We start from the raw sequence: 24,427 nt of genomic DNA on the forward strand, positions 1-24,427 counted from the left end.
GGGTGGCGGGCCATGGTGGTGGATCTCCTGCCCCCGGGGGTAAGGCAAGGATTGTCGATTGTCGATCCTCGGAGACGGCTTGTGCACCGGTCCCGGCCATGTCACAGAACCGTCGTCGTTCCGTCCGGCAAGGCTGCCAGCCCCATGTCCACGCCCGATCTCCCGAATGATCCTGGCCCGGCGCTCAGCGCCCGGGTGGCGGCCATCGCGCCGCGGCTCACCGAAATCCGGCGCGACATCCATGCCCATCCGGAGCTCGGCTTCGAGACGGTGCGCACCTCCGGCATCGTCGCGGAGGAGCTGCGCCGGCTGGGCCTCGAACCGCGTACCGGCATTGGCCGCAACGGCGTCGTCGCCGAGATCCAGGGCGGCGCCCCCGGCCCCTGCCTGCTGATCCGCGCCGACATGGACGCCCTGCCGATGCAGGAGCTGACCGGGCTGCCCTATGCCAGCACCATCCCCGGCCGCATGCATGCCTGCGGCCATGACCTGCACACCGCGACCCTGATCGGCGTGGCGGCGGCGCTACTGGCCGAGGCGCCGCGGCTGCGCGGCCGCATCCGCCTGGTCTTCCAGCCGGCCGAGGAGACTTCTGAAAGCGGCGCCGAGGCGATGATCGCCGATGGCGCGGCGGAGGGCGCCGACCTGGCCCTGACCCTGCACAACCGCCCCGAGATGCCGGTGGGCAGCTTCGGCCTGACCCAGGGCGCCAGCACCGCCGCCTGCGACGATTTCGAGGTGACCGTGCGCGGCACCTCCGGCCATGCCGCCCGCCCGCATGCCGCCGCCGACCCGATCGTCGCCGCGGCGCTGATGATCGCCGGGCTGCAGACGGTGATCTCGCGCGAGATGAACCCGGCGGAATCCGCGGTGCTGACGGTCGGCCATATCGTTGGCGGCAGCACCCACAACATCATCCCCGACTCCTGCCTGTTCCGCGGCACGGTGCGCTCCCGCTCGCCGGCGGCGCGCGACCGCGCCGAGGCCGGGCTGCGCCGCGTCTGCCAGGGCGTGGCGATGGCGCAGAACGTCGCCGTCGACATCGACTATCTGCGCGGCGTGCCGCCGCTGATGAACGACCCGGCGCTGGTCGCCCGCGCCATGGAGTCGCTGACCGCGCAGTTCGGCACCGCGCCGCGGCTCGAGCCCGGCCGCAGCTTCGGTGCCGAGGATTTTTCCTACTTCACCGAGCGCATGCCGGGGCTGCAGCTCTATGTCGGCGCCGGCCAGCCCGGGCGCGACGACCGCGTGCACAATTCCGACTACCAGCCGGACGAAGGCAGCATCGGGCTGGGCGCCACCGCGCTCGCCCGGCTGGCCGTCGACCTGCTGTCCTGACCGCAACCACCACCGACCACCGCCCGTCCAGGGGACACCGTCGCATGACCATCACCCGCCAGACCTTCCTGCGTGCCGGCCTCGCCGCCGGCGGCCTGCTCGCCATGCCCCGCCTGGTGCGGGCCAAGGAGTGGCAGGTGGTCCGCTTCGCCACCGAAGGCGCCTTCCCCCCCTACAACCAGACCGCGCCGGACGGCCGCATCGTCGGCTTCGAGCCCGATCTGCTGAAGGACCTGTCGGCGCGGCTGAAGATCCGCATGGACCTGGTGGCGCAGGACTGGGCCGGCATGATCCCGGGGCTGGTCGACGGCAAGTACGACGCCATCATCGACGGCATCTCGATCACGCCGAAGCGGGAGGAGGCGATCGCCTTCACCATCCCCTATACCGCCGGCACCTCCGGCTTCGTCACCATGAAGAACACCGCGCCGAACGGCCTGCCGGGCACCGGCACCCGCGTCTCGCTCACCGACGAGGCGGCGACCAAGTCCGCCATCGCCGAGCTCGCCACCGCGCTGCGCGGCAAGACCGTGGCGGTGCAGGTCTCGACCATCCAGGCCGACTTCCTGACCACCTATCTGAAGGATGCGGTGACCATCCGCACCTATCAGGCCGGCGGCGACACCTATCTCGACCTGCGCGCCGGCCGGGTCGATGCGGTGATGGCCTCGACCTCCAACATGGCCGCCTTCGTCAAGCGTGCCCGCGGCGAGGCGCTGCAGAGCGGCTATACCTTCGGCGGCGGCGTGCTGGGCCGTGGCGCCGCCATCGGCCTGCGCAAGACCGATCCGGAGCTGAAGACCCTGCTGGACGGCGCCATGCAGGCCGCCATCGCCGACGGCACGCTGAAGAAGCTGTCGATGCAGTGGTTCGAGACCGACATCACCCCGGCCACCTGATCCGGGACCGCGGCGGCCGATGGACTACGACTGGGAGCTGCTGGGCTTCGGCCCCGACGGCTGGGGGCCGGTGCTGCTGCGCGCGGCGGGGGTGACGGTGGCGGTCTCCGTCACCGCCTTCCTGCTGGGCGTGGTGCTGGGCACGCTCTGCGCCTGGGCCAAGATCGGCGGCAACCGCCCGGTCCGCGCGGCGGCGGAGGCCTATACCGTCATCCTGCGCGGCATCCCCGACCTGCTGGTCATTTATCTGTTCTATTTCGGCGGGCGGCAGGTCGTCGCCTGGGCCGGCGGGATGCTCGGGCTGCAGGGGCCTTTCGACATCAGCGGCTTCGCTGCCGGCGCCATCGCCATCGGGCTGATCTCCGGCGCCGGCCAGGCCGAAGTCTTTCGCGGCGCCTATCACGCCATTCCGGTGGGCTCGCTGGAGGCGGCGCGCGTCGTCGGCATGCGGCGTTTCCTGATGTTCCGCCGCATCATCGCCCCCCAGGCGCTGTCCACCGCCATCCCGGGCCTGGGCAACCAGTGGCAGTCGGTGATCAAGGAATCCGCCCTGGTCTCGGTCACCGGCCTGGTCGAGACCATGCGCCAGGTCACCGTCGCCGCCGGCTCCACCGAGATGCCCTTCTTCTTCTTCGCGGCCGGCGCGGTGATCTACCTGATCATCACCTCGATCTCCGGCCTGGTCTTCAAGGGCGCCGAGCTCTGGTCGCAGCGCGGCCAGGCCCCGGCCCGGCTCTGAAAGGCGACGCCCGATGGACTTCGCCTTCCTGAGCGAGACCTTTTTCAAACTGCTCGCCGGCTTCCCGCTGACGGTCAATCTGGCGGTGTTGTCGCTGGCCGGCGGCGGCGTGCTGGCGCTGCTGCTGAACATGGCGCGCGCCAGCGGCTGGCTCGGCGCCCGCTTCGCCGACTTCTACGTCTTCCTGTTCCGCGGCTCGCCGCTGCTGATCCAGATCTTCCTGATCTATTACGGGCTGGGGAATTTCCCGGCTGTGAGAGAGAGCTTCCTCTGGCCCTTCCTGCGCGAGCCCTATTGGTGCGCGCTGCTGGCGCTGATCCTGAACGATGCCGCCTACACCGCCGAGATCCTGCGCGGCGGCTTCCGCGCCGTGCCGCGCGGCGCGGTGGAAGCGGCCGAGGCCTGCGGCATGTCGCGCCTGACCCGGCTGCGCCGCATCACCCTGCCGGTCGCCATCCGCCAGGCCCTGCCAGCCTATAGCAACGAGGTCATCTCGATGTTCAAGTCCACCGCGCTGGCCAGCACGGTCACCCTGATGGAGGTCACCGGCATCGCCCGCGCCGAGGTTTCCGCGACATACCGCGCCATCGAGATCTTCCTCTGCGCGGCGGTGCTGTATCTCGTCTCCACGCTGCTGATCACCCGGGCCTTGCGCCTGCTGGAGACGCGGCTGTCGCCCTGGCTGGCGGGGAACCGGGCATGAGCGGCCTGGGGGTGAACGGCATGGGCGAGCCCGCCATCGCGCTGCGCGGCATCCGCAAGCGCTTCGGCGACCAGGAGGTGCTGCGCGGCATCGACCTCGCGGCCCATGACGGCGACGTCATCGCGCTGATCGGCGCCAGTGGCTCCGGCAAGAGCACGCTGCTGCGCTGCATCCCGATGCTGGAAGTGCCGCAGGCCGGCGAGATCTTCGCCGCCGGCGAGCGCATCGCCCTGCGCGACGGCCAGCAGAAACTCGACCGCGCGCAGCAGGCGGCGGTGCAGCGGATGCGCACCCGGCTCGGCTTCGTCTTCCAGAGCTTCAACCTCTGGCCGCACCGCACCGTGCTGCAGAACCTGATCGAGGCGCCGGTGCATGTGCAGGGCCGCCCGAAGGCCGAGTGCATCGCCGAGGCCGAGGCGCTGCTGGAAAAGGTCGGCCTGGCCGAGAAGCGCGACGCCTGGCCGGCACATCTCTCCGGCGGCCAGCAGCAGCGCGTCGCCATCGCCCGCGCCCTCGCCTTGAAGCCGCGCGCGCTGCTCTTCGACGAGCCGACCAGCGCGCTGGACCCCGAGCTGGTCGGCGAGGTGCTCAAGGTGATCCGCGGCCTGGCCGAGGAAGGCCGCACCATGATCATCGTCACCCACGAGATGGGCTTCGCCCGCGAGGTCTGCAACAAGGCGGTCTTCCTGCACCAGGGCCGCATCGAGGAGGAGGGGCCGCCCGAGCAGGTCTTCCTCGACCCGCGCTCGGACCGCGCCCGCGCCTTCGTCTCCAGCCATTTCAACCGCAACCGCTGAGGCGGGCATGCCGGGGCCGATCGCCCGCCGCAGCCTGCAGGACGAGGCCACCGACTGGCTGCGGCAGGAAATCCTGCAGGGCCGCCTGGCGCCCTCGGCGACGCTGACCGAGGTGGCGCTGTCGCAGCGCATGGGCGTGGGCCGCGGCACGGTGCGCTCGGCGCTCTTCGCGCTGGAGGCGGCGGAGCTGGTCGGGCGGCTGCCCTATTCGCGCTGGCACGTCGTGCCGCTCGACGCTGGTGTGATCGCCGAGGTCTACACGCTGCGCGGCGCGCTGGAGGAATTGGCGGCCCGGCTTTTCGCGGCGCTGCCCGACCGCCGCCTGCTGCAGCCGGCCTTCGACGCGCTGGCCGCGGCCGAGGCTGGCGACATGGAAGCCCGCGTCGCCGCCGATCTCGGCTATCACCGCGCAGTGGTCGAGGCCACCGGCCATGGCCATCTGATCCGCGGCCATCGCGCCCTGTCGGACAAGATGGAATGGCTCTACCGCTGGTCGGAGCTGCACTGGCCGCAGCGCACCCGGCTGGTCGAGGACCACCGCACCCTGCATGCCGCGCTGACCGCCGGCACGCCCGAAGCCGCCGAGGCCGCCACCCGCGCCCATATCGCCACCAGCCTGCGGCGGGACCTGGACGGGTTCGCGGCGCTGGCGGCGCAGTCGAAGGAAGCCTGAGACATGACCCCGGAAATCCTGCTGCTGGATGGCGGCATGGGCCGCCAGCTGTCCCGCATGGGCGCACCCTTCCGCCAGCCCGAATGGTCGGCCCTCGCCCTGATGGAGGCGCCGGAGACGGTGCTGCAGGCGCATCGCCAATTCGTCGAGGCGGGCGCCGAGGTGATCACCACCAACAGCTATGCGGTCGTCCCCTTCCATATCGGCGAGGACCGTTTCTCGACGGATGGCGCCCGCCTTGCCGCCCTGTCGGGGCAGCTGGCGCGCCAGGCCGCGGACGAGGCGCCGCATAAGGTCCGCGTCGCAGGCTCCCTGCCGCCGCCCTTCGGTTCCTACCGTCCCGACCTGTTCGAGCCCGCCCGGGCGCCGGCGATCCTGAAGGTGCTGGTCGAGGCGCTGCGCCCGCATGTCGACCACTGGCTGGCCGAGACGCAGAGCGCCATCGCCGAGGCCCTGGCCGCCGCCCGCGCCGTGGAAGGCACGGGCCTGCCGCTCTGGATCTCCTTCACCCTGGGCGAGGAGACGGACGAACAGGGCCGCCCCGTGCTGCGCTCGGGCGAGCTGGTGAGCGACGCCGTCGCCGCCGTCCAGGCCGCCGGCGCCCGCGCCATCCTGTTCAACTGCAACCGGCCGGAGCTGATGGGGGCTGCGGTGGACGCTGCCGTCGCCACGCTGGCAGGCGCGGACATTCCGGTCGGCGTCTATGCCAATGCCTTCGGCTCGCCGCGGCAGAAGCTGGCCCAGGCCAATGCCGGGGTGGCGACCATCCGCGAGGACCTGGACCCGCCGGCCTATGGCGCCTGGGCGGCCGACTGGGCGCGGCGCGGCGCCCGCATCCTGGGCGGCTGCTGCGGCATCGGGCCGGAGCATCTCTGCGCCATCCGCCCGGCGCTGAAGGCCGAGGCGGTGCCGCCGGGCTGACCCCGGCGGCGTTTCCTTCAGTCCAGCGTCTGCATCAGCCGCAGCAGCAGCATCGCCCGCGGCACGATGGAGGAGATGTAGAGCTGCTCGTCATGGGTATGGGCGGCCTTGCCGTCCACGCCCAGCCCGTCCAGCGTCGGCACGCCCATCGCCGCGGTGAAGTTGCCGTCCGAGCCGCCGCCGGTCGACAGGTCCTGCAGGTCGAAGCCGATCTCTGCCGCCAGCCCCTGCGCATGCGCCAGCAGCTGCGCGATGGCCGGCGTCTTCTCGAAGCCCGGGCGGTTTAGCGCGCCGGTCACCGTCAGCGTCACATCCGGGTCATGCGGCTTGAGCGCCTGCAGCTTGGCGATGGCAGCCTCGGCGATCGCCTGGTTCGGCACGCGCATGTCGATATTCGCCCAGGCCTCCTGGGGGACGACGTTGGTGCCGCTGCCGCCGCCGATCGTGCCGACATTCAGGGTCAGGCCGGTCTCGTAATCGGTCATCGCCTCGATCGCCAGGATCTGGCGCGCCAGCTCCTTCACCGCGCTGCGGCCATCCTGGTGGCGGGTGCCGGCATGGGCGGCGCGGCCCTTCACCTCGAGCCGGAACATCGCCGTGCCCTTGCGCCCCGTCACGATGCGGCCGCCCTCGCGGGCCGGCTCGGTGACCAGGACGAAGCGGGCGCGGCGCGCCTCGCGCTCGATATGGGCGCGGCCGGTGCCGCTGCCGATCTCCTCGTCGGAGACGATCAGGTGGCGGATCGGCAGCGGCGTGGTCTGGCCGGTGGCGATCAGGTGGCGCAGGGCGGCGAGGGCGATCAGCGCGCCGCCCTTCATGTCGTAGATGCCGGGCCCCCAGGCGACATCGCCCTCGACCCGGTAGGGTGCCGGGCCGGCCAGCGTGCCGATGGCATGCACCGTGTCCAGGTGGCTGAGCAGCAGCACGCCCGGCGTTTCCTCGTCGCCCCAGGGCGAGGTGATCAGCAGGTGGTCGCCGCGCCCCTCGCTGCCGGGGATGCGCTCGACCTTGGCGCCGGCGGCCGCGGCGGTGGACTGGGCCAGGTCCATGGCGCGGTTGACGGCTTCAGCGTCGCGGCTCGGGCTTTCGATCTCCACCCAGCTGCGGATTTCCTCCAGCAGGGCCTGGGTCTCGAAGGGCGGCTCGTTGGCGAGGGTCATGGGCAAGGCTCCGGTCTGCGACCCCCGACCAATGCGCCGTGCTGCCCTGCGGGGCAAGCCACCCATCTGGACATGCCGCAGCCCGCGCCTATCTCAACCGCATGACCGAAACGGCCGCGCTGCAGGAATTCATCCACCGCCACGAGCGGATCTTCCTGCTGACCGGGGCCGGGGTCAGCACCCGCTCCGGCCTGCCCGACTACCGCGACGACGACGGCGCCTGGAAGCGCCCGCAGCCCGTCACCTACCAGGCCTTCATGAAGGCCGAGGCCACCCGCCAGCGCTACTGGGCGCGCAGCCTGGTCGGCTGGGGCCAGATGGGCGAGATCCGCCCCAACGGCGCCCATCGCGCGCTGGCCCGGCTCGAGGCGCGAGGCGGCGCGGAAGTCCTGGTCACCCAGAATGTCGACCGCCTGCACCAGGCCGCCGGCAGCACGCAGGTGATCGACCTGCATGGCCGCCTGGACCTGGTCCGCTGCATGCACTGCGAGCGCCGGATGCCCCGCGCGGCCTTCCAATCGGACCTCGCCACCCGCAACCCGGGCTGGGCGGAGCTGGTCGCCGCCCGCGCCCCCGACGGCGATGCCGAGCTGGAGGACGTCGACTTCTCCCGCTTCGCCGTCCCGCCATGCCCGGTCTGCGGCGGCATCCAGAAGCCCGACGTGGTCTTCTACGGCGAAAGCGTCCCCCGCCATCGGGTGGAAACCGCCTTCGCCCACCTGGCCGCCGCCGACGCCATGCTGGTGATCGGCTCGTCGCTGATGGTGCGCTCCGGCTTCCGCTTCGTCGAAGCCGCCGCCGCGGCGGGGAAACCGATCGCTGCGGTGAACCTCGGGAAGACGCGGGGGGATGCGCTGTTCTCGCTGAAGGTCGAGGCAGAGAGCGAAGCGGCTTTGAAGTTCTTGGTGGAGTGAAGAGAAGCGGATGAAGGTTGGGGGAATGAATTCCCCCAAACCCCCATCTTCTTTCTGATCACCGGCCGTTTGCAGGCCAGCGCTTTGACGACGCCGACACCAGGGTGTCACGGCGGGACGCCATCAAATGAAATTGGCGCTCCCTCGAAGGTCGCGTTGTGGCGGGGCCGTTTCACGTCCTGTCGCCACGTGGACATGGCAATCTGACAGAAAGAAGAAGGGGTCCAGGGGAATTCATTCCCCTGGCCTGCCCAACTCTTCTCTTCAGCCCGCTTTCTGTTCCGCCCGAAGCCGCCACAAAGCGCTGTCGGCGGGGGCTTCCACCATGTCGAAGGTCAGCACCGTCCCCGCGGGCACGGCGCGCGTCAGGGACCGGCCCACGGCCATGTAGTAGGGCAGGGGCGAGGACGGGCCGTCGGCGACGGCGGGGCGCAGCAGCGGCTCGATCCCCGGCACGGCGTGGCGGGTGCCTTCGATGGCCAGCATGTGGCCGGCCGGCAGGTCGCGGTCGGCGCGGGCCAGAAGGTCGACGCGCAGCGCGTAGTCGGGGCCGATGATCGAATGGTTCAGGCGGCCGCCGGCCAGGATCGAGACGGGCGCCTCGACGCCCAGCAGGTGCGACGGGTTGTAGATCAGCGCGCGCTGCCGGTCCGCCGAGACGGGGATGCCCTTGCCGGCGAAAAGGCGGCCGGTGGCGGTGTCAGCGAGTTCCACGACGACGAAGACGCCGCCGGCGAAGCTGCTCTCGTCGGGGCGGCGCAGCACGTTGAAGACGTCGAGCTTGCCGGGGCCGCTGAGCAGGCCGCCGGCGCTGGCGGGCGCGTAGAGGTCGGGCAGCTCGACGGTGCGGGCCAGCGGCGCGTGGAAGCTGTCGCGGTCGGGCAGGATGCCGGTGGCATTGGCCACCAGCGCCATCTCGCAGGAATCGGGGACGGTGCGGAGGGGGAGGCTGGACAGCAGCGTCTCGCGCGCGGCCACCGTTCCAGCGCGGTCATCGGCCAGGTGCCACTGCGCCATCATGCCGGGGGCGGCGACGCGGTGCTCGAGCCAGGTGACCTCCTCCGTCGTCGGGTCGATGACGAAGTCGTACTCGCTGCTCTTGCCGGCGGCGACGATCGGCAGGCCGAGCAGCCGCGCCCAGGAGACCAGCCCGATCAGCAGCGAGGGCTGGTCGCCATCGACCAGGGTATAGGGCACGCCGGCCTGGCGGGCGCGCTGCGCCAGCAGGGGGCCGACGACGCATTCGGTCTCCTTGCTGACCATGGCGACGCCGATGCCGGCGGCGATGGCGGCCTCGGCGTGGCGGGCGCCGGCCTCGGCATGGCCGGTGGCCTCCACCACCATGTCGAGCGGCAGCGCCAGCAGGTCGTCGAGCCGTTCGCAGATGGCAAGCGCGCCGGCGGCCAGCGCGGCCTCGGCCTCGGCGCGGCTGGCGCAGCGGCGGTGGGCGACCTCCATGGCCGTGAGCGCCTTGGCGACGCGGGCCGGGTCCAGGTCGAAGGCGGCGGTGATCTCCAGCCCGCGCATCCGCCGCGCCTGGGCCACCAGCGACAGGCCGAACTCGCCGGCGCCAAGCAGCGCGGCGCGCACCGGCTTGTCGATGGCCGGCTGGAACAGGGTCTGGAACTGCATTGTCTTGACGATCTCCCGAAGGCTTCTTTGCTGGGGCCGGCGCGGCGCGTCAGATGACGTCGCGGATCCGCGCCAGGCCGCGGTCGTGGTGGCGGCCGATCACCTCGGCCAGGGCCTCGCCGTCGCGCTTCGCCAGCGCCGCGGCCATCTCTTCGTGCTCGGCCATGGCGGCGGCCCATTTCTCGGGGCCCTCATGGCCGATGAAGCGGATCCGCTTCATCTGTGCCTGCAGCGCCTCATGCGCGCGCAGCAAAGGCGCGTTGTCGGCGGCGGCGACGATGCCGCTGTGGATCGCCTGGTTCAGCTTGAAATAGGGCAGCCGGTCGCGGACGGCGTAGCGCGCCTGCATCTCGGCATGCAGCGCCAGGAGGCCGGCGATGGCGGCGTCCGACGCCACCTGGCACAGCAGGCGGCCGGCCAGCTGCTCCAGCGCCTTCAGCACCATCATGCAGTCGGCGACATCCTTGTCGGTGAAGCTGCGCACGACGGCGCCGCGCGACGGCACCAGCTCCAGCAGGCCTTCGCCGGCGAGCGTCTTCAGCGCCTCGCGCAGCGGCGTGCGCGAGACGCCGAGCCCGGCGCAGAGCGCGACCTCGTTGACCCGCTGCCCGGGGGCGAGGCGGCCGTCGGTGACCATGTCGCGCAGCCGGGTCACCACCTGGTCGTGCAGGCTTTGGCGGGCGATGGGAAGGGCAGGGGCTGGGGTGGTCTCGACGGTCACGGTGCTGCTGCTCATGGGGATCCGGTCTTCCGCTTCTCGTCGATTGTCCGCCCGGTAAAAAGGGGAGCGGTTCCAGGGCGATGCTTCGACCGGTGCCGGCAGAAACCCCCTTGCGGATATTCTGCATACAGAGCACAGAATAAGCAACCGCGGCCCGACAGGCCGCAGACCGAGGGAGAACATCCATGGCCGAGAGCCTCCGCGCCCCCACCGACGCGCCCGTGATCGCGCTGGCCATGGGCGACCCGGCCGGCATCAGCCCGGAGCTGACCGCGCGCATGCTGGCCGATCCGGCGGTGCTGCAGGCCGCCGGGCTGATCGTCATCGGCGACCGCCGCGTGCTGGACGAAGGCGCCCGCATCGCCGGCGTCGCGCCGCAGATCGAGACCATCGCCCCCGACGCGCCGCTGCCGCAGGACCTGTCGCGCCCGGTCTTCATCGACCTCGGCACGCTGGACCCCGCCAGCATCCCGCGCGGCCAGATCAGCGAGCCCGGCGGCCGCTTCGCCGCCGAGAATTTTCGGTACGCCCTCTCGCTGGCCATGCAGGGCCATGCCGATGCCGTCAGCTTCACGCCCTTCAACAAGGCGGCGATGCGGCTGCATGTGCCGGGCTATGACGACGAAATTTCCTTCACCGCCAATTTCATCGGCTTCAAGGGCGCGGCGAAGGAGTTCAACGTGCTGCCGGGCCTGTGGAACGCCCGCGTCACCTCGCATGTGCCGCTCTCGGGCGTGGCGCCGCTGATCACCTTCGACGCCATCCTGGGCAATCTGGAGCTGACCAGCCAGTCGCTGCGTGACTCGGGCCTGGAGACGCCGCGCATCGCGGTGGCCGCGCTGAACCCGCATGCCGGCGACGGCGGCAATTTCGGCCGCGAGGAGATCGACGTGATCGGCCCCGCCGTGGAGGAGGCCAAGCGCCGCGGCATCGTCTGCGACGGGCCTTTCCCGTCGGACACCGTCTTCGTCCGCGCCCGCCGCGGCGATTTCGACGCGGTGCTGACCATGTTCCACGACCAGGGCCAGATCGCCATGAAGCTGATCGGCTTCGAGGAAGGCGTCACCCTGATGGGCGGCTTCCCGGTGCCGATCTGCACGCCGGCGCATGGCACTGCCTATGACATCGCGGGCCAGGGCAAGGCGCATCCGGGCGCCACCCGCAACGCGCTGCTGCTGGCCGCCCGCATGGGCAGCGCGCAGCGCCGCCGCCGGCCGGCGCCGCAGGGCACCCTGCTCTCCGTCCGCGCCGCGATGGCTTCTTAATTTTTCAAGGGTGGCGGGCTCGTCGGCCCGCCACAGGCTGCTCAGGGGACCTCAAGAGCCCCGCCCATCACTGCCACGAGGAACGAATCCATGCGTCTTTCCGCCGCAGCGCTCGGCGCTGCCTTCGGCCTGGCCACCGCTGTCTCCATCGCCGCGCCGGCCGCCGCCCAGAGCACCTGGCGCCCGAGCAAGCCGGTCGAGTTCGTCGTCTCCTCCGGCCCCGGCGGCGGCACCGACACCTTCGCCCGCACCGTGCAGTCGATCATTGCCAAGTACGAGCTGCTGCCGGTCTCGGTGATCGTCTCCAACAAGGGCGGCGGCTCCGGCGCCGAGGGCTTCGTCTATGGGCGCCTGGCCGAGCGCGACCCGCACAAGCTGATCTTCGGCACCAACAACGAATGGCTGCTGCCGCTGGTCGCCAAGGTGGCCTGGAAGCCCTCCGACCTGACGCCGGTCGCCGCCATGGCCTTCGACGAGTTCGCCATCTGGGTGAAGGCGGATTCGCCCTACAAGACGGCCGCCGAATATGTGGCGGCCTTGCGCGCCGGTCAGCCGGCCGAGTTCCGCATGGGCGGCTCGCAGTCGAAGGACACCGACGAGATCCTGGCCCGCATGGTCGAGCGCGCCATCGGCATCCGCTTCACCTATGTCCCCTTCCGTGGCGGCGCCGAGGTCGGCGTGCAGCTGGCCGGCGGCCATATCCATTCCAACGTGAACAACCCCTCCGAGAGCATCGGCGGCTGGCGCGGCGGCCAGGTCCGCCCGGTCTGCATCTTCGCGCCGCAGCGCCTGCCGGCCACCGCCCCGGTGCGCGACGGCGTCGGCTGGGGCGACATCCCGACCTGCGCCGAGCAGGGCATCAACATCACCGAGTACCGGATGCCGCGCACCGTCTTCCTGCCGCCGCGCGTGCCGGAGAATGTCGCCGCCTACTATGCCGAGGTGATGAAGAAGGTCTTCGACACGCCGGAGTGGAAGGAGTTCACCGAGCGCACCCTGCAGACCGCCCGCTTCCTGGGCGCCGAGGAGATGCGCGCGCTGATGACCAAGGAGGAGGCCGCCTCGCGCGCCCTGTTCCAGGATCTCGGCTGGCTGGTGAACTGAGCCGGACACGGCGGGGAGAGACGGCATGACCCAGGAGAGCGGCACGAGCCAGGCGGGTCCAGGTCACGCGGGGGGCGGCGACGCCCCCCTGCTGTCCCGCCTGGCGCTGGAGCTGATCGGCGCCCTGGTGGTGCTGGGCTTCGGCGCCACGGTGATCTGGGGCGCGCTGGAGCACGACATCGGCTGGGGCGACGACGGGCCGCAGCCCGGCACGCTGCCCTTCTGGCTCGGCGTGATCGCCATGCTGGCGGCGGTGGCCATCGCCGTCCAGGCGCTGCGCAAGTCGGAGGCGCTGGGCGCCCAGATCGTGCTGGGCCGGACCGCGGCGAAGCAGACCGCGGCCTTCCTGCTGCCGATCGCGGCGCTGGTGGCGCTGACCGTGCCGCTCGGCCTCTACCTCGCCATGGGGATCTATCTGTTCGGCATGGTGATGTGGCACGGCCACGGGCTGAAGGCGGCGATCGTCACCGCCGTCGCCGCCATCGTCTTCAACTGGGTCGCCTTCGAGTACTGGTTCCTGCTGCCGCTGCCGAAGGGTCCGATCGAAGCCCTGCTGGGCCTGGGCTGAGGAGCGCGCGCGTTGGAAAACCTCGAAGCGCTGATGCACGGCTTCTCGGTCGCCATCAGCTTCCAGCACATCGCCCTGATGATCGGCGGCGTGCTGCTGGGCATCCTGGTCGGCGTGCTGCCCGGCCTCGGCGCGCCGAACGGCGTGACCCTGCTGCTGCCGCTGACCTTCAGCATGGACCCGGTCTCGGCCATCATCCTGCTGACCAGCACCTATTGGGGCGCGCTGTTCGGCGGCTCGACCACCTCGATCCTGTTCAACATCCCGGGCGAACCCTCCTCCGTCGCCACCACCTTCGACGGCCATCCGATGGCGCGCCAGGGCAAGGCCACCGAGGCGCTGACCACCGCCTTCCTCTCGGCCGGCTTCGGCGCCTTCGTCGGCATCGTCGTCATCACGCTGCTGTCGGGCTTCGTCACCAGCTTCGCGCTGCGCTTCGCGCCGCCCGAGTATTTCGCCGTCTACTTCCTGGCCTTCGCCTCCTTCGTGGCCTTTGGCGGGGGCGCGCCGATGAAGACGGTGGTGTCCATCGTGACCGGCTTCGCCTTGGCGACGGTGGGGATGGACATCGTTTCCGGCGGCATGCGGCTGACCTTCGACATGCCGGAGCTGATCCGCGGCGTCAGCTTCCTGGTCGTCGTCATCGGCCTCTTCGGCATCGGCGAGCTGCTGCTGACCATGGAGGACAGCCTCGAGTTCAAGCCGGTCGCGACCACCCTCTCGCCGAAGCGCGTGCTGGCGGCCGCCTGCGCCCTGCCGCGCCACTGGGTGGCGCTGGCGCGCTCGGCGACGGTCGGCATCTGGATGGGCATCACCCCGGGCGGGCCGACCGCGGCCTCCTTCATGTCCTATGGCCTGGCCCGCCGCTTCTCCCGCAACGGCGCCAATTTCGGCCGCGGCGAGCCGGAGGGCGTGGTCTCGCCGGAGACCGCCGACCATGCCGCCGGCACCGCCGCCATGCTGCCGATGCTGGCGCTGGGCATCCCCGGCTCGGCGACGGCCGCCGTCATGCTGGGCGGGCTGATGATCTGGGGGCTGAACCCCGGCCCGATGCTGTTCATCGAGCAGCGCGACTTCGTCTGGGGCATGATCGCCTCGATGTACCTGTCGAACATCGTGGCCGTGGTGCTGGTGCTGGCGACGGTGCCGCTGTTCGCCGCCATCCTGCGCCTGCCTTTCACCATCGTGGCGCCGCTGATCGTCGTGGTCTGCACCATCAGCGCCTGGTCGGTGGCCAGCGCCGGCTTCGACCTGTGGCTGATGCTGGTCTTCGGCCTGGTCGGCTGGGGCATGAAGAAGCTGGACTATCCGATCGCGCCGCTGGTCCTGGCCATGGTCATCGGCGACAAGGCGGAGGACGCCTTCCGCCAGTCGATGATCATCAGCCACGGCTCCTTCGGCGTGTTCTGGAGCAATCCGCTGGTCGGCGGCATCGCGACGCTGGGCTTGGCGCTGCTGCTCTGGCCGGTGGTCAGCATGGTGCTGCGCAAGATGCGGCGCGCCGCCTGACGCATGGCAGGGGGGCGCAGGCCCCCCTGACTCGTCTCAGCCGACCCGCTGCAGCAGGCCAGGATCCATGGACGAAAAGTCGCGCTGGCCGGACAGCGCCATGGTCAGGTCGAGCTCGGCGGAAAAGTTCTCGATCACCGCGCGGACCCCGGCCTCGCCGCCCAGCGCCAAGCCATGAACATAGGGGCGGCCCAGCAGCACCGCCCGCGCCCCCAGCGCCAGCGCCTTGACCATGTCGGCGCCGCTGCGGATGCCGCTGTCGAACAGCACCGGCACCTGGCCGCCAACCCGCGCCACCACCGCCGGCAGCGCGTCCAGCGCGGCCACCGCCCCGTCCACCTGCCGCCCGCCGTGATTCGAGACGATGAGGCCGTCCACGCCCTCGGCCAGCGCCCGCGCCGCGTCCTCGGGATGCAGGATGCCCTTCAGCAGGATCGGCAGCCGGGTGCAGCGCCGCAGGAAGGGCAGGTCGTCCCAGGACAGGTCGGGCCGCGAATAGACGGCGATGAAGCGGCGGATGGCGGCGATGGCGCGCTCCAGGTCGGCGGGGCTGCGCAGCGGCTCGGGGAAGTGGCGCAGCAGCTCGAGGATCGCGGGGAGGGCGCCCAGGCCGATCGGCGGCCGCTCGCCCTGCGCCTGGTCCTCGAAAGCCATGTCGCGGAAGACCGGGTCGGACAGGTAGTTCGCCAGCCCGCGGCCGCGGAGGAAGGGCAGGTAGCCGGTCGCCAGGTCGCGCGGGCGCCAGCCGATCTGGGTGGTGTCCAGCGTCACCACGATGGCCTCGTAGCCCGCGGCCTCGGCGCGCTGGACGAAGCTTTGCGTCAATTCGTCGCGGGAGGACCAGTAGAGCTGGAACCAGCGCGGGCCGCCCACGCCCGCGATGTCTTCCAGGCTGCGCGAGGCCTGCGACGAGGTGACGAAAGGGATCCCGGCGGCGGCCGCGGCGCGGGCGGCGCCGAGATCGGCCTCGCGGTGCGCCAGCTCCAGCACGCCGATCGGCGCCAGCAGGAAGGGCAGCGGCAGGCGGCGGCCGAACAGCTCGACGGACAGGTCGCGCTGCGACACGTCGCGCAGCTGCCGCGGCAGGATGCGCCAGCGGTCGAAGGCTGCGCGGTTTGCGGCCATGCTGCGCTCCAGCCCGGCGCCGCCCGCCACATAGCCCGCCGCGCGGCGCCCCATTTTCTTCAATGCCGCCGCTTCCAGCGCATCCGGCGCCACGGGGATGGCGGGCGCCCGGCCGGCGAAGCCACTGGTGAAGATCGCCGCCTGGCGCTGGCGGCCGGTGATGCGCATGGCTTGGCCCCGCTTCCGATGCAGCCGGCACTCTGCCGCGCATGGCCGCCGATGGGAACCGGGGGCCGGCCGCTCAGCCCGGCGGGGCGGCGCGCAGCCGCAGCACCGCCTCGGCCCCGTCCGGCAGGCCGCGCAGCGCCAGCTGCCCGCCGAAGGCCCGCATCAGCGCCCGGCTGAGCGCCAGGCCCAGCCCCATGCCTTCGCCGTCGCGGCGGGTGGTGAAGAAGGGGGTGAAGAGATGCGGCGCCGCCCCGGCATCCACGCCATGGCCATAGTCACGCAGGCAGAGCTGCAGCCGGCCGCCCGGCAGCAGCTGCGCCTCGATCTCCAGCCGGCGGCGCGGCAGGGCGACGTCGCGCATGGCGTCGCGCGCGTTGCGCAACAGGTTGACCAGCACCTGCTCCAGCAGCAGCGGATGGGCGAGCGCCGGCGGCAGCTCAGCCGGCCAGCGCTGCGCCACCGTGACCTGCAGCGCCTCCAGCAGCGGCTCCGCCTGGGCCAGGGCGCCTTCCACCGCCTGGCGCAGCGGCACCGGCGTCGCCGGCGGCGGCTGGCCCTGGGTGAAGGCGCGCAGCGTCTCGATGGTGGCGCGCGCCCGCTGCGCTTGCTGGCGGATGCGCTCCAGCCGGGTGACCAGCCCTTCCAGCGCCGCGCCATCCTCCAGCGCATAGTCGTCCAGTGCATTCTCTGCCGCCAGCAGGATGATGCTGAGCGGATGCGCCAGCTCATGCGACAGCACCGCATGCATCCGCCCCAGCGCCGCCAGCCGCGAGGCCGCCTGGGCGCGGTCGGCGCGTGCCCGCTCCTCCGAGATGTCGTCGACCAGCCCGACCACCAGGCCCGGCCCGGCGCCGTCGCCCAGCCGCGCCGCCCGGCTGCGCAGCCAGAGCCGGTGCCCGTCGGCACGGCGGAAGCGGTATTCGACCGAGGCCTGGCCCTCGGCCAGCAGCCGGGCAAGGAACGGGGCCAGGCGCGCCTGGTCGGCGGCGTCGATGCGGCTCTGCCAGAAGCCGGGCTGGCGCATCTCCTGGTCGGAGAAGCCGGTCAGCTGCTGCAGCCGCGCCGCCACCTGCTGCACGGCGAAGTCGCCGCTGGGCTGCAGCCGCCCGGCATAGGCGGCGGCCGGCAGCCCCTCCAGCAGCGGCGCGGCGCCGCGGGCGCGCAGCCGCTGCCGCGTCCAGGCGCGCCACAGCAGGTGGAAGCCCAGCAGCAGGGCCAGCATCAGCGCCGCCTGGGCGCCCAGCACGGCCAGCGGCAGGCGGGTCGGCTCGGCCAGCGCCACCAGGCTCTGGCCGGGTCCGGGCAAAGCGGCGCCGGCGTCGAAGCCGGCCTCGTCCGGCGCCAGCCCGGCCGTCGTCAGCCGCAGCACCGCGCCGTCGTCGAGGCGCAGCAGCAGCGGCGGCGTGTCGGAGCGCAGCACCTCCGCCAGATCGACCGGCAGGCGCAGCGCCGGCTCGGGGAAGCGCGGCAGGTCGAGCAGCAGCCGGTCCTGGCGCCACAGCAGTCGCGGCACGCCGCCGATCGCGACCGGCGCGGCGCCGAGGGGATGGAGATGCAGCTCGGCGGCCTGGCCGAGCCGCGCCATCAGCAGCGCCTCGCGCTGCCAGGCGGCGGCGGCACGGACCAGGCCATGGGCGGCGGCGGCGAGGGCCTGGCGGTCATCCTCCCGCGCCTCGGCCAGCAGGCGCGGCGTCTGCAGCGCGGCGCCGATGGCGGCCAGGACCAGCGCGAGCGCCAGGGGCCGCAGCCAGCGCCCGGGGGCGTGCAACAAGCTGTGCCTTGCGGGAAGGGAAGCGTGCAGCGCGCCGGCGGCCATCGGTTTCCTCCTGCCGCGGGCGGATTTTCCACCCTGGCGGCGCATGGACGAAACGATTTTCCGAGGCCGGGGTTTTCCCGGAACCGGCACGCGTCAGTGACGGTCGAAGCCGATGAAGACGTAGCCGGCGCCGCGCACCGTGCGGATGCAGCCATCGCCTTCCTCGATGCCCAGCTTGCGGCGCAGCCCGGCGATCGAATTGTCGACCGAGCGGTCGCCGAAACGCCAGTCGCGGCCGAAGGCCAGCTGCGTCAGCTTCTCGCGCGACTGGGTCTCGCCCTGGCCGTGCACGAGGGCCAGCATCAGCTCGAACTCCGCCGAGGTCAGCGGCACGGCGCCGCCGTCGGGGCGGATCAGCGCGCGGCGGCCCTCACTGAACTGCCAGCGCGGCGTGCTGACGCCGGGCGGGCGGGCGTCGCGCAGCCGGGCGCGCAGCCGGGCCACCACCTCGCGCCCGCTGACCGGCTTGGCCAGGAAGTCGTCGGCGCCGGTCTCGAGGCCGAGGATGCGGTCGACCTCGTCGCTGCTGGCGGCAATCATGATGATGGCGGCGCCGGTCACGGCGCGCAGCTGCGCCAGGCGCGGGATGGTGTCGACGCTGCCCAGGTGCTGGTCCAGCAGGATGGCCGCCGGCTGCTGCCGCGCCAGCTCGGCCAGCATGGCGGACCAGCTTTCGGCGACGACGGCGTCGAAGCCGTAGCGGCGGATGGTGGCGGAGAGCTCCTCCGCCCAGTCCGGGTCGTCATCGACGATGAGGATGGCGGGCAGCTGGTCGGCAGCGCGCTCGCTGCTGGCCGCGCGTCCGCGCGATCCGGGAAGGCAGCCTGCCGGATCGAGGTTCATGCGAGGATCCTCCGTGCTGCCTCGGAACTGTAAAGAAACGATTCTGCGGCCTTGCCAGGAGATCTGTCGGGCTGGAGCGGCGCAAGCGGCGCTCCGGCTGAACTGACACGAAAGATATTTACCCGACTTGAGCCTGGCCATTTCTTGCTTCTTCGGCACATCCTCTTCGACACTCCATTATTACCGCACGACTTACACATAGGTTGCACAAGGAAGACGTGTAAAGTCTCCCAACAAGGGTCTTCTGTCGGAAAATGTCGGGCTGTCGAAGGCGCGACAGGCGACAGACCGGGCGGCGCCGCCCATCGCCGGGACGCAAGCCGGTTTGCAATAGGCGAAAGTTTTTCGTTCTGTTCGAGGGTTTCGGGCAGTGCCGGCGCCCGTGCTGATTTCTTGTATGCTGGCGACAGAAGCAAGCATCACCAGCAGGTGATGACTACAGTTCGACATTGTCGTTTTGCACCCGAGGCAAATTCATACGCCTTGCGACATGACTTTCGCCCGCTCGACCGGGACCCTGGGCGCGGTCGGACAGACGCCTGTCCGCGCGATCCGGGGAAAAAATCATGGCGCTGTACGACGTCTACACGGTTGCGAATGTGTTGGGCCTGGTCAGCCTGAGCCTGCCCACCTACACCGATCGCACGGTGTCGGATAACAGCACGCAGACTGGCGAGCAGGGCACCAACATCCTGGGCGAAGTTCCCAACGACGTCTTCCAGGTCAATAACGGGCTGTTCGACACGCCGACGCAGAACACCTACTGGGGCACGGTGCAGGACGGCAACGGCAACACCATCGGCTTCGCCAGCTCCGAGACCGGCGGGCTGCTGTCCAACATCTATGTCCCGGCCGACACCACCGTGCAGGGGCTGACGCTGACCGTGCTGCCCCGCGGCAACAGCGTCGATCCGACGCGGCAGTGGAACCTGACGACCGCCGCGCCCGTCTGCTTCCTCGAAGGCACGCTGGTGGCGACACCGGATGGCCAGGTCGCCGTGGAGACGCTGCGCCCCGGCGATCCGGTGCTGACCGCCGAAGGCGAGACCCGCCTGGTGCGCTGGGTCGGCATCCAGCGCATGGCCTCGGTCTTCGTCGACAAGGAGAAGACGTATCCGATCCAGATCGAGGCCGGGGCGCTCGGCGACGCCCTGCCGGCGCGCGATCTCTTCGTCTCGCCCGACCATGCGCTGATGCTGGATGGATGCCTGGTGCAGGCGGGCGCGCTGGTCAACGGCGTCACCATCCGCCAGGTGGCGAAGCCGGCGCCGGTCTTCACCTACTACCATGTCGAGCTCGAGGATCATGCGCTGATCGTCGCGGAAGGCGTCCCGGCGGAGACCTTCGTCGACAACGTCACCCGCTCGCGCTTCGACAACTACGCCGATTTCGTCGCGCGCTTCGGAGAGGTGGCAGAGCCGACCGGGGAGATGGCCATGCCGCGCGTCAAGTCGCCGCGGCAGATGCCGCGCGCGCTGCGCGACAGGCTCTCGGCCCGCATCGCCATGCTGCGCGCCGCCTGACCGCCATCGCCCCGGCCCGCCAGGGCCGGGGCGTCCTTCCGCCGGTCAGCGGCGGAGCAGCGCCTTGCAGCCGCGCGTCGCCATCTCGGCCAGGCGATACAGCGCCGTCTGCCGCGTCACCACGTAGCGCGGGCGGATGACGCCGCCGAAGCCGGTGAAGAAGACCCGGTTGCCCTGCGACGAGACGCCGTCGAAGTCGAAGATCCGGCCCTCGGCATTGCCGTGACAGACCGCCTCCCAGAGCAGCAGGCTGACCGCGCTGTTGTCCGAATCGGGCAGCCGCGTGCTGAGCAGGTAATAGGCGCTGCGATGGTCCCAGACATAGAAGATGGCGGCGACCAGGCTGCCATCCTCGGCCCGCGCCGCCAGCACGCGGCCCTGGTCGCGCGCCTGCGCGGCCGAGACCAGGCGGATGATCTCCCCGGGCGGATAGTAGGAATCGGTGCCGCGGGCGCGCAGGTTTCCCGCATAGAGCGCGGCGAAGCGCTCCGGGTCGTCGATCTGCTCGACGGTGTAGAGGGTGCGCGCCCGGCGGATCATGTTGCGCGTCTTGTCGCGCATGCCCTTCCAGATCAGCTCCTCCTCGGTCGGATGCAGCTCGAAGGTGAAATCGACCGAGGCGGTGAAGCCGTTCTCCTGGAAGGCCATCACCTCCTCGATGCCGCGATGCAGGCGCTGCTGGAAGGCGTCGCTGCGCGGCAGCTGCTGCAGCAGCTCGCGGGTGATCTGCGCCTGCTTCAGCGCGCGATTCGCCAGGCTGCCGCTGCCGGCATCGATGGCCGGGCCGAGGAAATGCGTCAGCGTCGGCATCTCGCAGAGGGTGCGCCCGCCCGGGCGGCGCCGCATGACGAAGGGGAGGCGGCCGATCGTGCGGCCGCCGCTGGTGACCGTCACCTCCTGCAGCCGGTCGCCGGCCATGGCCTCGAGCCACCAGGCTTCGTGGAAAACGGTGGGGTTCAGCGGGTCGAGCGGGCGGGGCTTCGGGGGTGCCGGCGGTTCGGCAAGCAAGACGTGCTGCAGCATCTTTCCCCCTTGAGGCCGCGTTGGCGAGGATCGCCTGCAGCGCGCTCTGATCGGAGAAGATATCTAGTCTGCGTCCCGATCCGTAATCAATCTCAATGGTGCGAGGAATACCGATAAAACTCGCTGCCGCAGGATCAAACCCTGTTGCTTCAAGCTGCAAGAAAATCAAATGAAAAAAGGCCGGCCGGTTTTCACCGGCCGGCCCGTTCAGCACCCTGGCAACTGATCAGACGAAGACGTAGTCGGCGGCGGCCAGCTTGGTCACGCCCAGCAGCGTCACCGTGTCGGTCGAGCCGTCGGCGGCATGGATGGTGAAGACATTGCCGTCATTGGTCAGGGTGGCGCCGGCACCGAAGCCCTTCAGCTGCAGCAGGTCGCCATTGGCGCCGCCATTGTGCAGCTGGAAGTCGGTGATGACGTCGCCGCCCTGCCCCTTGGCGATGACGAAGGTGTCGTTGCCGCCCATGCCGGTCAGCAGGTCCGCGCCGCCCTTGCCATCGATCACATTGGCCGAGTCGTTGCCGGTGATGCGATTGGCCAGGGCATTGCCGGTCGCCGAGTTCCAGCCGTTGCCGGTCAGGATGAAGTTCTCGACGTTGTCCGGCAGGACATAGCCATGGATCCAGGTGGTCACGGTGTCGACGCCTTCGCCGGCCTTCTCGACGATCTTGTCAGCCAGCGAGTTCACCACATAGGTGTCGTCGCCCTTGCCGCCGACCATGGTGTCGCCGCCGCTGGCGGTGATCAGGTCGTTGCCGTCGGTGCCGTTCATGGTGTCGGCGCCGGCGCCGCTCCAGAAGGACTTGGTCGTGGCGCCGCTGACCGCCAGGTTGACCGGGGAGGTCGCGGGCGCGGCCGGCGTCGTCGGCGTGGCGGGGGTGGCCGGCGCGACCGGAGCCGCGGCGCCCGCCTTGATGTTCACCAGGCTGACATCGTCGGCGACGAGGCTGGCCAGCTTGACGTTCTGCAGCGTCACCGTCTGGCTGTCGCCCAGGTTGATCACCAGGTCGCTGCCGGACTGCGCCGCCGCAGCCTTCACCGCCGCGAAGTCCTTGAAGCCGAAACCGTCAAGCTTCAGCACGTCGCCGGCGCCGGTGCCGGCCTTGAAGTCGGTGATGACGTCGTTGCCCTCGCCCTTGGCGATGACGAAGGTGTCGTTGCCGCCATTGCCGGTCAGGACGTCGTTGCCGCCACGGCCGTTCAGCACATTGGCAGAGTCGTTGCCGATGATCCGGTTGGCCAGGCCGTTGCCGGTGGCGGAGTTCCAGCCGGTGCCGGTCAGGATCAGGTTCTCGACATTGTCCGGCAGGACATAGCCGTCGATCCAGGTGGAGACGGTGTCGATGCCCTGGCCGGCCTTCTCGACGACGATGTCGTTGGCCGAGTTCACCATATAGGTGTCGTCGCCCTTGCCGCCGGACATGGTGTCGCCGCCATTGCCGGTCAGCAGGTCGTTGCCGTCGGTGCCGGTCATGGTGTCGCGGCCGGAGCCGCTGGTGATGCTCTTGGTCCAGGCGCCGCTGGTCGGCAGCCCGTTGTCATCGGTGCCCGGGGTCGGGGTCGGCGTCGGCGTCGGCGTCGGGGCGGGCGTCGTGCCGCCGCCGATATCCTCGTGGCCGAACAGGTCCTTGAAGGCGCTGCCGGCGCTGGGCAGGGAGCCGTCGCTCAGCGAGGTCACCTTGTCCATCGTGTAGTCCCAGAAGGACTGATAGACGACATTGTGGGTGGAGAACCACTCCTTCACCAGCTTCAGATATTCGCCGGCGTTGTTGGAGTTGATGCCCCACTCCGAATAGGCGGTCGGCTTGCCGTGCGCGGCGGCGAAGCTCTCGAGCCACTTCAGGCCGTACTTCGCGTTGGCGATCTTGTTGAAGGCCGCGGTCGGGTCGCTGCCCTGGTATTCCGGGGTCCAGTAGAAGTCCATGCCGACGATGTCGACATAGGCGTCACCCGGATAGGCCTTGGCGGGGTCGATGCCGCCCTCGGCGTAGTTGACGTTCCACTCGAACTTGAAGCGGCTGGAGACCGAGCGGAAGCTGTCGACGAACTGGCGGAAGGCGCCGACGAAGTCCTGCTCCTTGCCGATGGCGTTCCAGGCGAACCAGTCGCCGTTGAACTCCCAGCCGGTGCGAATGTAGATCGGATCGTTATCGCCGGCACGCGAGGCCAGCAGGCTCTTGGCGACAGAGGCGTAATAGTTGTTGTAGCTGCCGGTGGCGGCGGTCTTCAGCGAGGCGGACCCGTCGGTCACCATCAGCGGGACCGACCAGAGGATCGAGTTGTCGATCCCCTTCCACAGCGTCTTGGTCATCCAGTCGACGCTGCTGACGTAGTCTTTCCAATTCGCCATGCCGACAACGCCGTGCACCGCATCGACGTCGCGACCGAGCCACTTTTCGTAGCTCGCGAGCTCGGCCGGGCTATTCCCAACATAGACACCCATGATCGTCATCAAGTTATCCTCACGAAATCGCGAGCTCTTAAAACCACTCACGAAGCCGTGATGGAAGCAAAAACTTTGACTCAGGAGAAATAAATTTTCTTGACTCCTTACGTTCCGATTGGAATCCGATTCACCGACTCGAATCCGGATTTGACTGTTACCAACACCGTTTCTCGCAGGCGGCCTTTAGCGGGGCTTTTCCTGAAGTTCAACTTGAGCGTGACTCAGGTGGCATCCAGTTTTGGAACGAAGATGCTGTTGGAACGATTTGCGGAGGCTGGTTCTCGCCTGTGCTGGCCCGGCACAGCCGAGGCACGGCAGCTGCGGAACAGCGTTTCTCGCAAGCGCGCGGGCGCGCGTAAGGCGCGTGCGGCCTGCCGGAAAGGGGCGGTGCGGGCGGATGCGCAGGGCGCAATCGCGGCGAAAGAGGGGGCGGTCGTGGTGCAGCGTCGCGACAGCGGGGCGGCCGCCCACCCGAAGGCAGGGCGGCCGGCCACGGCGCGCCAGGCCGGTGCGGTACGGCCGGGTTCTTAACGATGTGCT

Annotated in this window: 21 protein-coding genes; 13 read left to right on the forward strand and 8 right to left on the reverse strand. The window is 70.5% G+C overall.

What is annotated here, in order from left to right:
• Positions 1–144: 144 nt before the first annotated feature.
• From BKE38_RS19410 to BKE38_RS19440, 7 genes are read left to right on the forward strand one after another with little or no spacing between them, the layout of a single operon-like run.
• The gene (locus tag BKE38_RS19410; RefSeq protein WP_076958910.1) at positions 145–1,338 is read left to right on the forward strand and encodes a M20 metallopeptidase family protein; all 1,194 of its coding nucleotides are present in this window, start codon (positions 145–147) and stop codon (positions 1,336–1,338) included.
• A gap of 44 nt (positions 1,339–1,382) precedes the next feature.
• Positions 1,383–2,237, forward strand: coding sequence for a transporter substrate-binding domain-containing protein (locus BKE38_RS19415; RefSeq protein WP_076958911.1), 855 nt, complete (start codon positions 1,383–1,385; stop codon positions 2,235–2,237).
• 19 nt (positions 2,238–2,256) lie between these two features.
• Positions 2,257–2,976: an ABC transporter permease gene (locus BKE38_RS19420; RefSeq protein WP_076958912.1), complete on the forward strand. Its 720-nt coding sequence runs from the start codon at positions 2,257–2,259 to the stop codon at positions 2,974–2,976.
• A gap of 13 nt (positions 2,977–2,989) precedes the next feature.
• Positions 2,990–3,679: an ABC transporter permease gene (locus BKE38_RS19425; protein WP_076958913.1), complete on the forward strand. Its 690-nt coding sequence runs from the start codon at positions 2,990–2,992 to the stop codon at positions 3,677–3,679.
• Positions 3,676–4,476, forward strand: a complete 801-nt coding sequence (locus BKE38_RS19430) for an ABC transporter ATP-binding protein (protein WP_278247631.1) — start codon at positions 3,676–3,678, stop codon at positions 4,474–4,476. The genes BKE38_RS19425 and BKE38_RS19430 overlap by 4 nt, the downstream gene beginning before the upstream one ends.
• A 7-nt stretch (positions 4,477–4,483) precedes the next feature.
• Positions 4,484–5,149 (forward strand): GntR family transcriptional regulator, encoded by a 666-nt coding sequence (locus BKE38_RS19435; protein ID WP_076958914.1) that lies wholly within the window; start codon positions 4,484–4,486, stop codon positions 5,147–5,149.
• A gap of 3 nt (positions 5,150–5,152) precedes the next feature.
• A complete protein-coding gene (locus BKE38_RS19440) occupies positions 5,153–6,070 on the forward strand; it encodes a homocysteine S-methyltransferase family protein (RefSeq protein WP_207553615.1) in 918 nt (305 codons plus the stop codon).
• A gap of 17 nt (positions 6,071–6,087) precedes the next feature.
• On the opposite strand, the gene BKE38_RS19445 is transcribed toward BKE38_RS19440, so the two are convergent.
• On the reverse strand, positions 6,088–7,230 hold the full coding sequence (locus BKE38_RS19445) for a M20 family metallopeptidase (RefSeq protein WP_076958915.1): 1,143 nt from the start codon (positions 7,228–7,230) through the stop codon (positions 6,088–6,090).
• Positions 7,231–7,331: 101 nt separating this feature from the next.
• Here BKE38_RS19445 and BKE38_RS19450 point away from each other — a divergent pair, with 101 nt between their 5' ends.
• Positions 7,332–8,144, forward strand: a complete 813-nt coding sequence (locus BKE38_RS19450; RefSeq protein ID WP_076958916.1) for an NAD-dependent protein deacetylase — start codon at positions 7,332–7,334, stop codon at positions 8,142–8,144.
• Positions 8,145–8,408: 264 nt separating this feature from the next.
• Here the strand turns inward: BKE38_RS19450 and BKE38_RS19455 are convergent, their stop codons facing one another.
• Both BKE38_RS19455 and BKE38_RS19460 read right to left on the reverse strand, forming a co-directional pair.
• A complete protein-coding gene (locus BKE38_RS19455; protein ID WP_076958917.1) occupies positions 8,409–9,776 on the reverse strand; it encodes a hypothetical protein in 1,368 nt (455 codons plus the stop codon).
• 49 nt (positions 9,777–9,825) lie between these two features.
• Entirely contained in the window at positions 9,826–10,512 is a 687-nt protein-coding gene (locus BKE38_RS19460) for a GntR family transcriptional regulator (RefSeq protein ID WP_076958918.1), read from the reverse strand.
• A gap of 170 nt (positions 10,513–10,682) precedes the next feature.
• On the opposite strand from BKE38_RS19460, the gene BKE38_RS19465 reads away from it, so the two are divergent.
• The 4 genes from BKE38_RS19465 (at position 10,683) to BKE38_RS19480 (ending at position 14,943) form a co-directional block, all read left to right on the forward strand.
• The gene (locus tag BKE38_RS19465; protein ID WP_076958919.1) at positions 10,683–11,762 is read left to right on the forward strand and encodes a 4-hydroxythreonine-4-phosphate dehydrogenase PdxA; all 1,080 of its coding nucleotides are present in this window, start codon (positions 10,683–10,685) and stop codon (positions 11,760–11,762) included.
• Positions 11,763–11,852: 90 nt separating this feature from the next.
• Entirely contained in the window at positions 11,853–12,866 is a 1,014-nt protein-coding gene (locus tag BKE38_RS19470) for a Bug family tripartite tricarboxylate transporter substrate binding protein (protein ID WP_076958920.1), read from the forward strand.
• A 25-nt stretch (positions 12,867–12,891) separates the two neighbouring features.
• On the forward strand, positions 12,892–13,434 hold the full coding sequence (locus tag BKE38_RS19475; RefSeq protein WP_083747686.1) for a tripartite tricarboxylate transporter TctB family protein: 543 nt from the start codon (positions 12,892–12,894) through the stop codon (positions 13,432–13,434).
• Between the two features lie 12 nt (positions 13,435–13,446).
• On the forward strand, positions 13,447–14,943 hold the full coding sequence (locus tag BKE38_RS19480; protein ID WP_076958921.1) for a tripartite tricarboxylate transporter permease: 1,497 nt from the start codon (positions 13,447–13,449) through the stop codon (positions 14,941–14,943).
• 36 nt (positions 14,944–14,979) lie between these two features.
• Here BKE38_RS19480 and BKE38_RS19485 read toward each other — a convergent pair whose 3' ends face one another.
• The 3 genes from BKE38_RS19485 to BKE38_RS19495 all read right to left on the reverse strand — a co-directional run bounded on the left by BKE38_RS19485 (position 14,980) and on the right by BKE38_RS19495 (position 18,895).
• Positions 14,980–16,236, reverse strand: a complete 1,257-nt coding sequence (locus tag BKE38_RS19485; RefSeq protein WP_076958922.1) for an alpha-hydroxy-acid oxidizing protein — start codon at positions 16,234–16,236, stop codon at positions 14,980–14,982.
• Between the two features lie 73 nt (positions 16,237–16,309).
• Complete coding sequence (locus BKE38_RS19490; protein WP_076958923.1) at positions 16,310–18,004, reverse strand: sensor histidine kinase; 1,695 nt, start codon at positions 18,002–18,004, stop codon at positions 16,310–16,312.
• A 141-nt stretch (positions 18,005–18,145) separates the two neighbouring features.
• The gene (locus tag BKE38_RS19495; RefSeq protein ID WP_165694227.1) at positions 18,146–18,895 is read right to left on the reverse strand and encodes a response regulator transcription factor; all 750 of its coding nucleotides are present in this window, start codon (positions 18,893–18,895) and stop codon (positions 18,146–18,148) included.
• Between the two features lie 566 nt (positions 18,896–19,461).
• Here BKE38_RS19495 and BKE38_RS19500 point away from each other — a divergent pair.
• Entirely contained in the window at positions 19,462–20,418 is a 957-nt protein-coding gene (locus BKE38_RS19500) for a Hint domain-containing protein (protein WP_076958924.1), read from the forward strand.
• A 45-nt stretch (positions 20,419–20,463) separates the two neighbouring features.
• On the opposite strand, the gene BKE38_RS19505 is transcribed toward BKE38_RS19500, so the two are convergent.
• Both BKE38_RS19505 and BKE38_RS31585 read right to left on the reverse strand, forming a co-directional pair.
• Positions 20,464–21,441 (reverse strand): GNAT family N-acetyltransferase, encoded by a 978-nt coding sequence (locus tag BKE38_RS19505; RefSeq protein WP_076958925.1) that lies wholly within the window; start codon positions 21,439–21,441, stop codon positions 20,464–20,466.
• 226 nt (positions 21,442–21,667) lie between these two features.
• Complete coding sequence (locus BKE38_RS31585) at positions 21,668–23,893, reverse strand: glycosyl hydrolase (RefSeq protein ID WP_083747690.1); 2,226 nt, start codon at positions 23,891–23,893, stop codon at positions 21,668–21,670.
• Between the last annotated feature and the right edge of the window lie 534 nt (positions 23,894–24,427).

The sequence above is a fragment of the Teichococcus deserti genome (assembly GCF_001982615.1).
GTDB classification, from domain to species: domain Bacteria; phylum Pseudomonadota; class Alphaproteobacteria; order Acetobacterales; family Acetobacteraceae; genus Pseudoroseomonas; species Pseudoroseomonas deserti.

Excerpts from the sequence above, each read along its gene's own strand:
- BKE38_RS19410 (WP_076958910.1), top strand. The coding sequence starts at position 145 with ATGTCCACGCCCGATCTCCCGAATGATCCTGGCCCGGCGCTCAGCGCC.
- BKE38_RS19415 (WP_076958911.1), top strand. The coding sequence starts at position 1,383 with ATGACCATCACCCGCCAGACCTTCCTGCGTGCCGGCCTCGCCGCCGGC.
- BKE38_RS19420 (WP_076958912.1), top strand. The coding sequence starts at position 2,257 with ATGGACTACGACTGGGAGCTGCTGGGCTTCGGCCCCGACGGCTGGGGG.
- BKE38_RS19425 (WP_076958913.1), top strand. The coding sequence starts at position 2,990 with ATGGACTTCGCCTTCCTGAGCGAGACCTTTTTCAAACTGCTCGCCGGC.
- BKE38_RS19430 (WP_278247631.1), top strand. The coding sequence starts at position 3,676 with ATGAGCGGCCTGGGGGTGAACGGCATGGGCGAGCCCGCCATCGCGCTG.
- BKE38_RS19435 (WP_076958914.1), top strand. The coding sequence starts at position 4,484 with ATGCCGGGGCCGATCGCCCGCCGCAGCCTGCAGGACGAGGCCACCGAC.
- BKE38_RS19440 (WP_207553615.1), top strand. The coding sequence starts at position 5,153 with ATGACCCCGGAAATCCTGCTGCTGGATGGCGGCATGGGCCGCCAGCTG.
- BKE38_RS19445 (WP_076958915.1), bottom strand. The coding sequence starts at position 7,230 with ATGACCCTCGCCAACGAGCCGCCCTTCGAGACCCAGGCCCTGCTGGAG.
- BKE38_RS19450 (WP_076958916.1), top strand. The coding sequence starts at position 7,332 with ATGACCGAAACGGCCGCGCTGCAGGAATTCATCCACCGCCACGAGCGG.
- BKE38_RS19455 (WP_076958917.1), bottom strand. The coding sequence starts at position 9,776 with ATGCAGTTCCAGACCCTGTTCCAGCCGGCCATCGACAAGCCGGTGCGC.
- BKE38_RS19460 (WP_076958918.1), bottom strand. The coding sequence starts at position 10,512 with ATGAGCAGCAGCACCGTGACCGTCGAGACCACCCCAGCCCCTGCCCTT.
- BKE38_RS19465 (WP_076958919.1), top strand. The coding sequence starts at position 10,683 with ATGGCCGAGAGCCTCCGCGCCCCCACCGACGCGCCCGTGATCGCGCTG.
- BKE38_RS19470 (WP_076958920.1), top strand. The coding sequence starts at position 11,853 with ATGCGTCTTTCCGCCGCAGCGCTCGGCGCTGCCTTCGGCCTGGCCACC.
- BKE38_RS19475 (WP_083747686.1), top strand. The coding sequence starts at position 12,892 with ATGACCCAGGAGAGCGGCACGAGCCAGGCGGGTCCAGGTCACGCGGGG.
- BKE38_RS19485 (WP_076958922.1), bottom strand. The coding sequence starts at position 16,236 with ATGCGCATCACCGGCCGCCAGCGCCAGGCGGCGATCTTCACCAGTGGC.
- BKE38_RS19495 (WP_165694227.1), bottom strand. The coding sequence starts at position 18,895 with ATGAACCTCGATCCGGCAGGCTGCCTTCCCGGATCGCGCGGACGCGCG.
- BKE38_RS19500 (WP_076958924.1), top strand. The coding sequence starts at position 19,462 with ATGGCGCTGTACGACGTCTACACGGTTGCGAATGTGTTGGGCCTGGTC.
- BKE38_RS19505 (WP_076958925.1), bottom strand. The coding sequence starts at position 21,441 with ATGCTGCAGCACGTCTTGCTTGCCGAACCGCCGGCACCCCCGAAGCCC.
- BKE38_RS31585 (WP_083747690.1), bottom strand. The coding sequence starts at position 23,893 with ATGACGATCATGGGTGTCTATGTTGGGAATAGCCCGGCCGAGCTCGCG.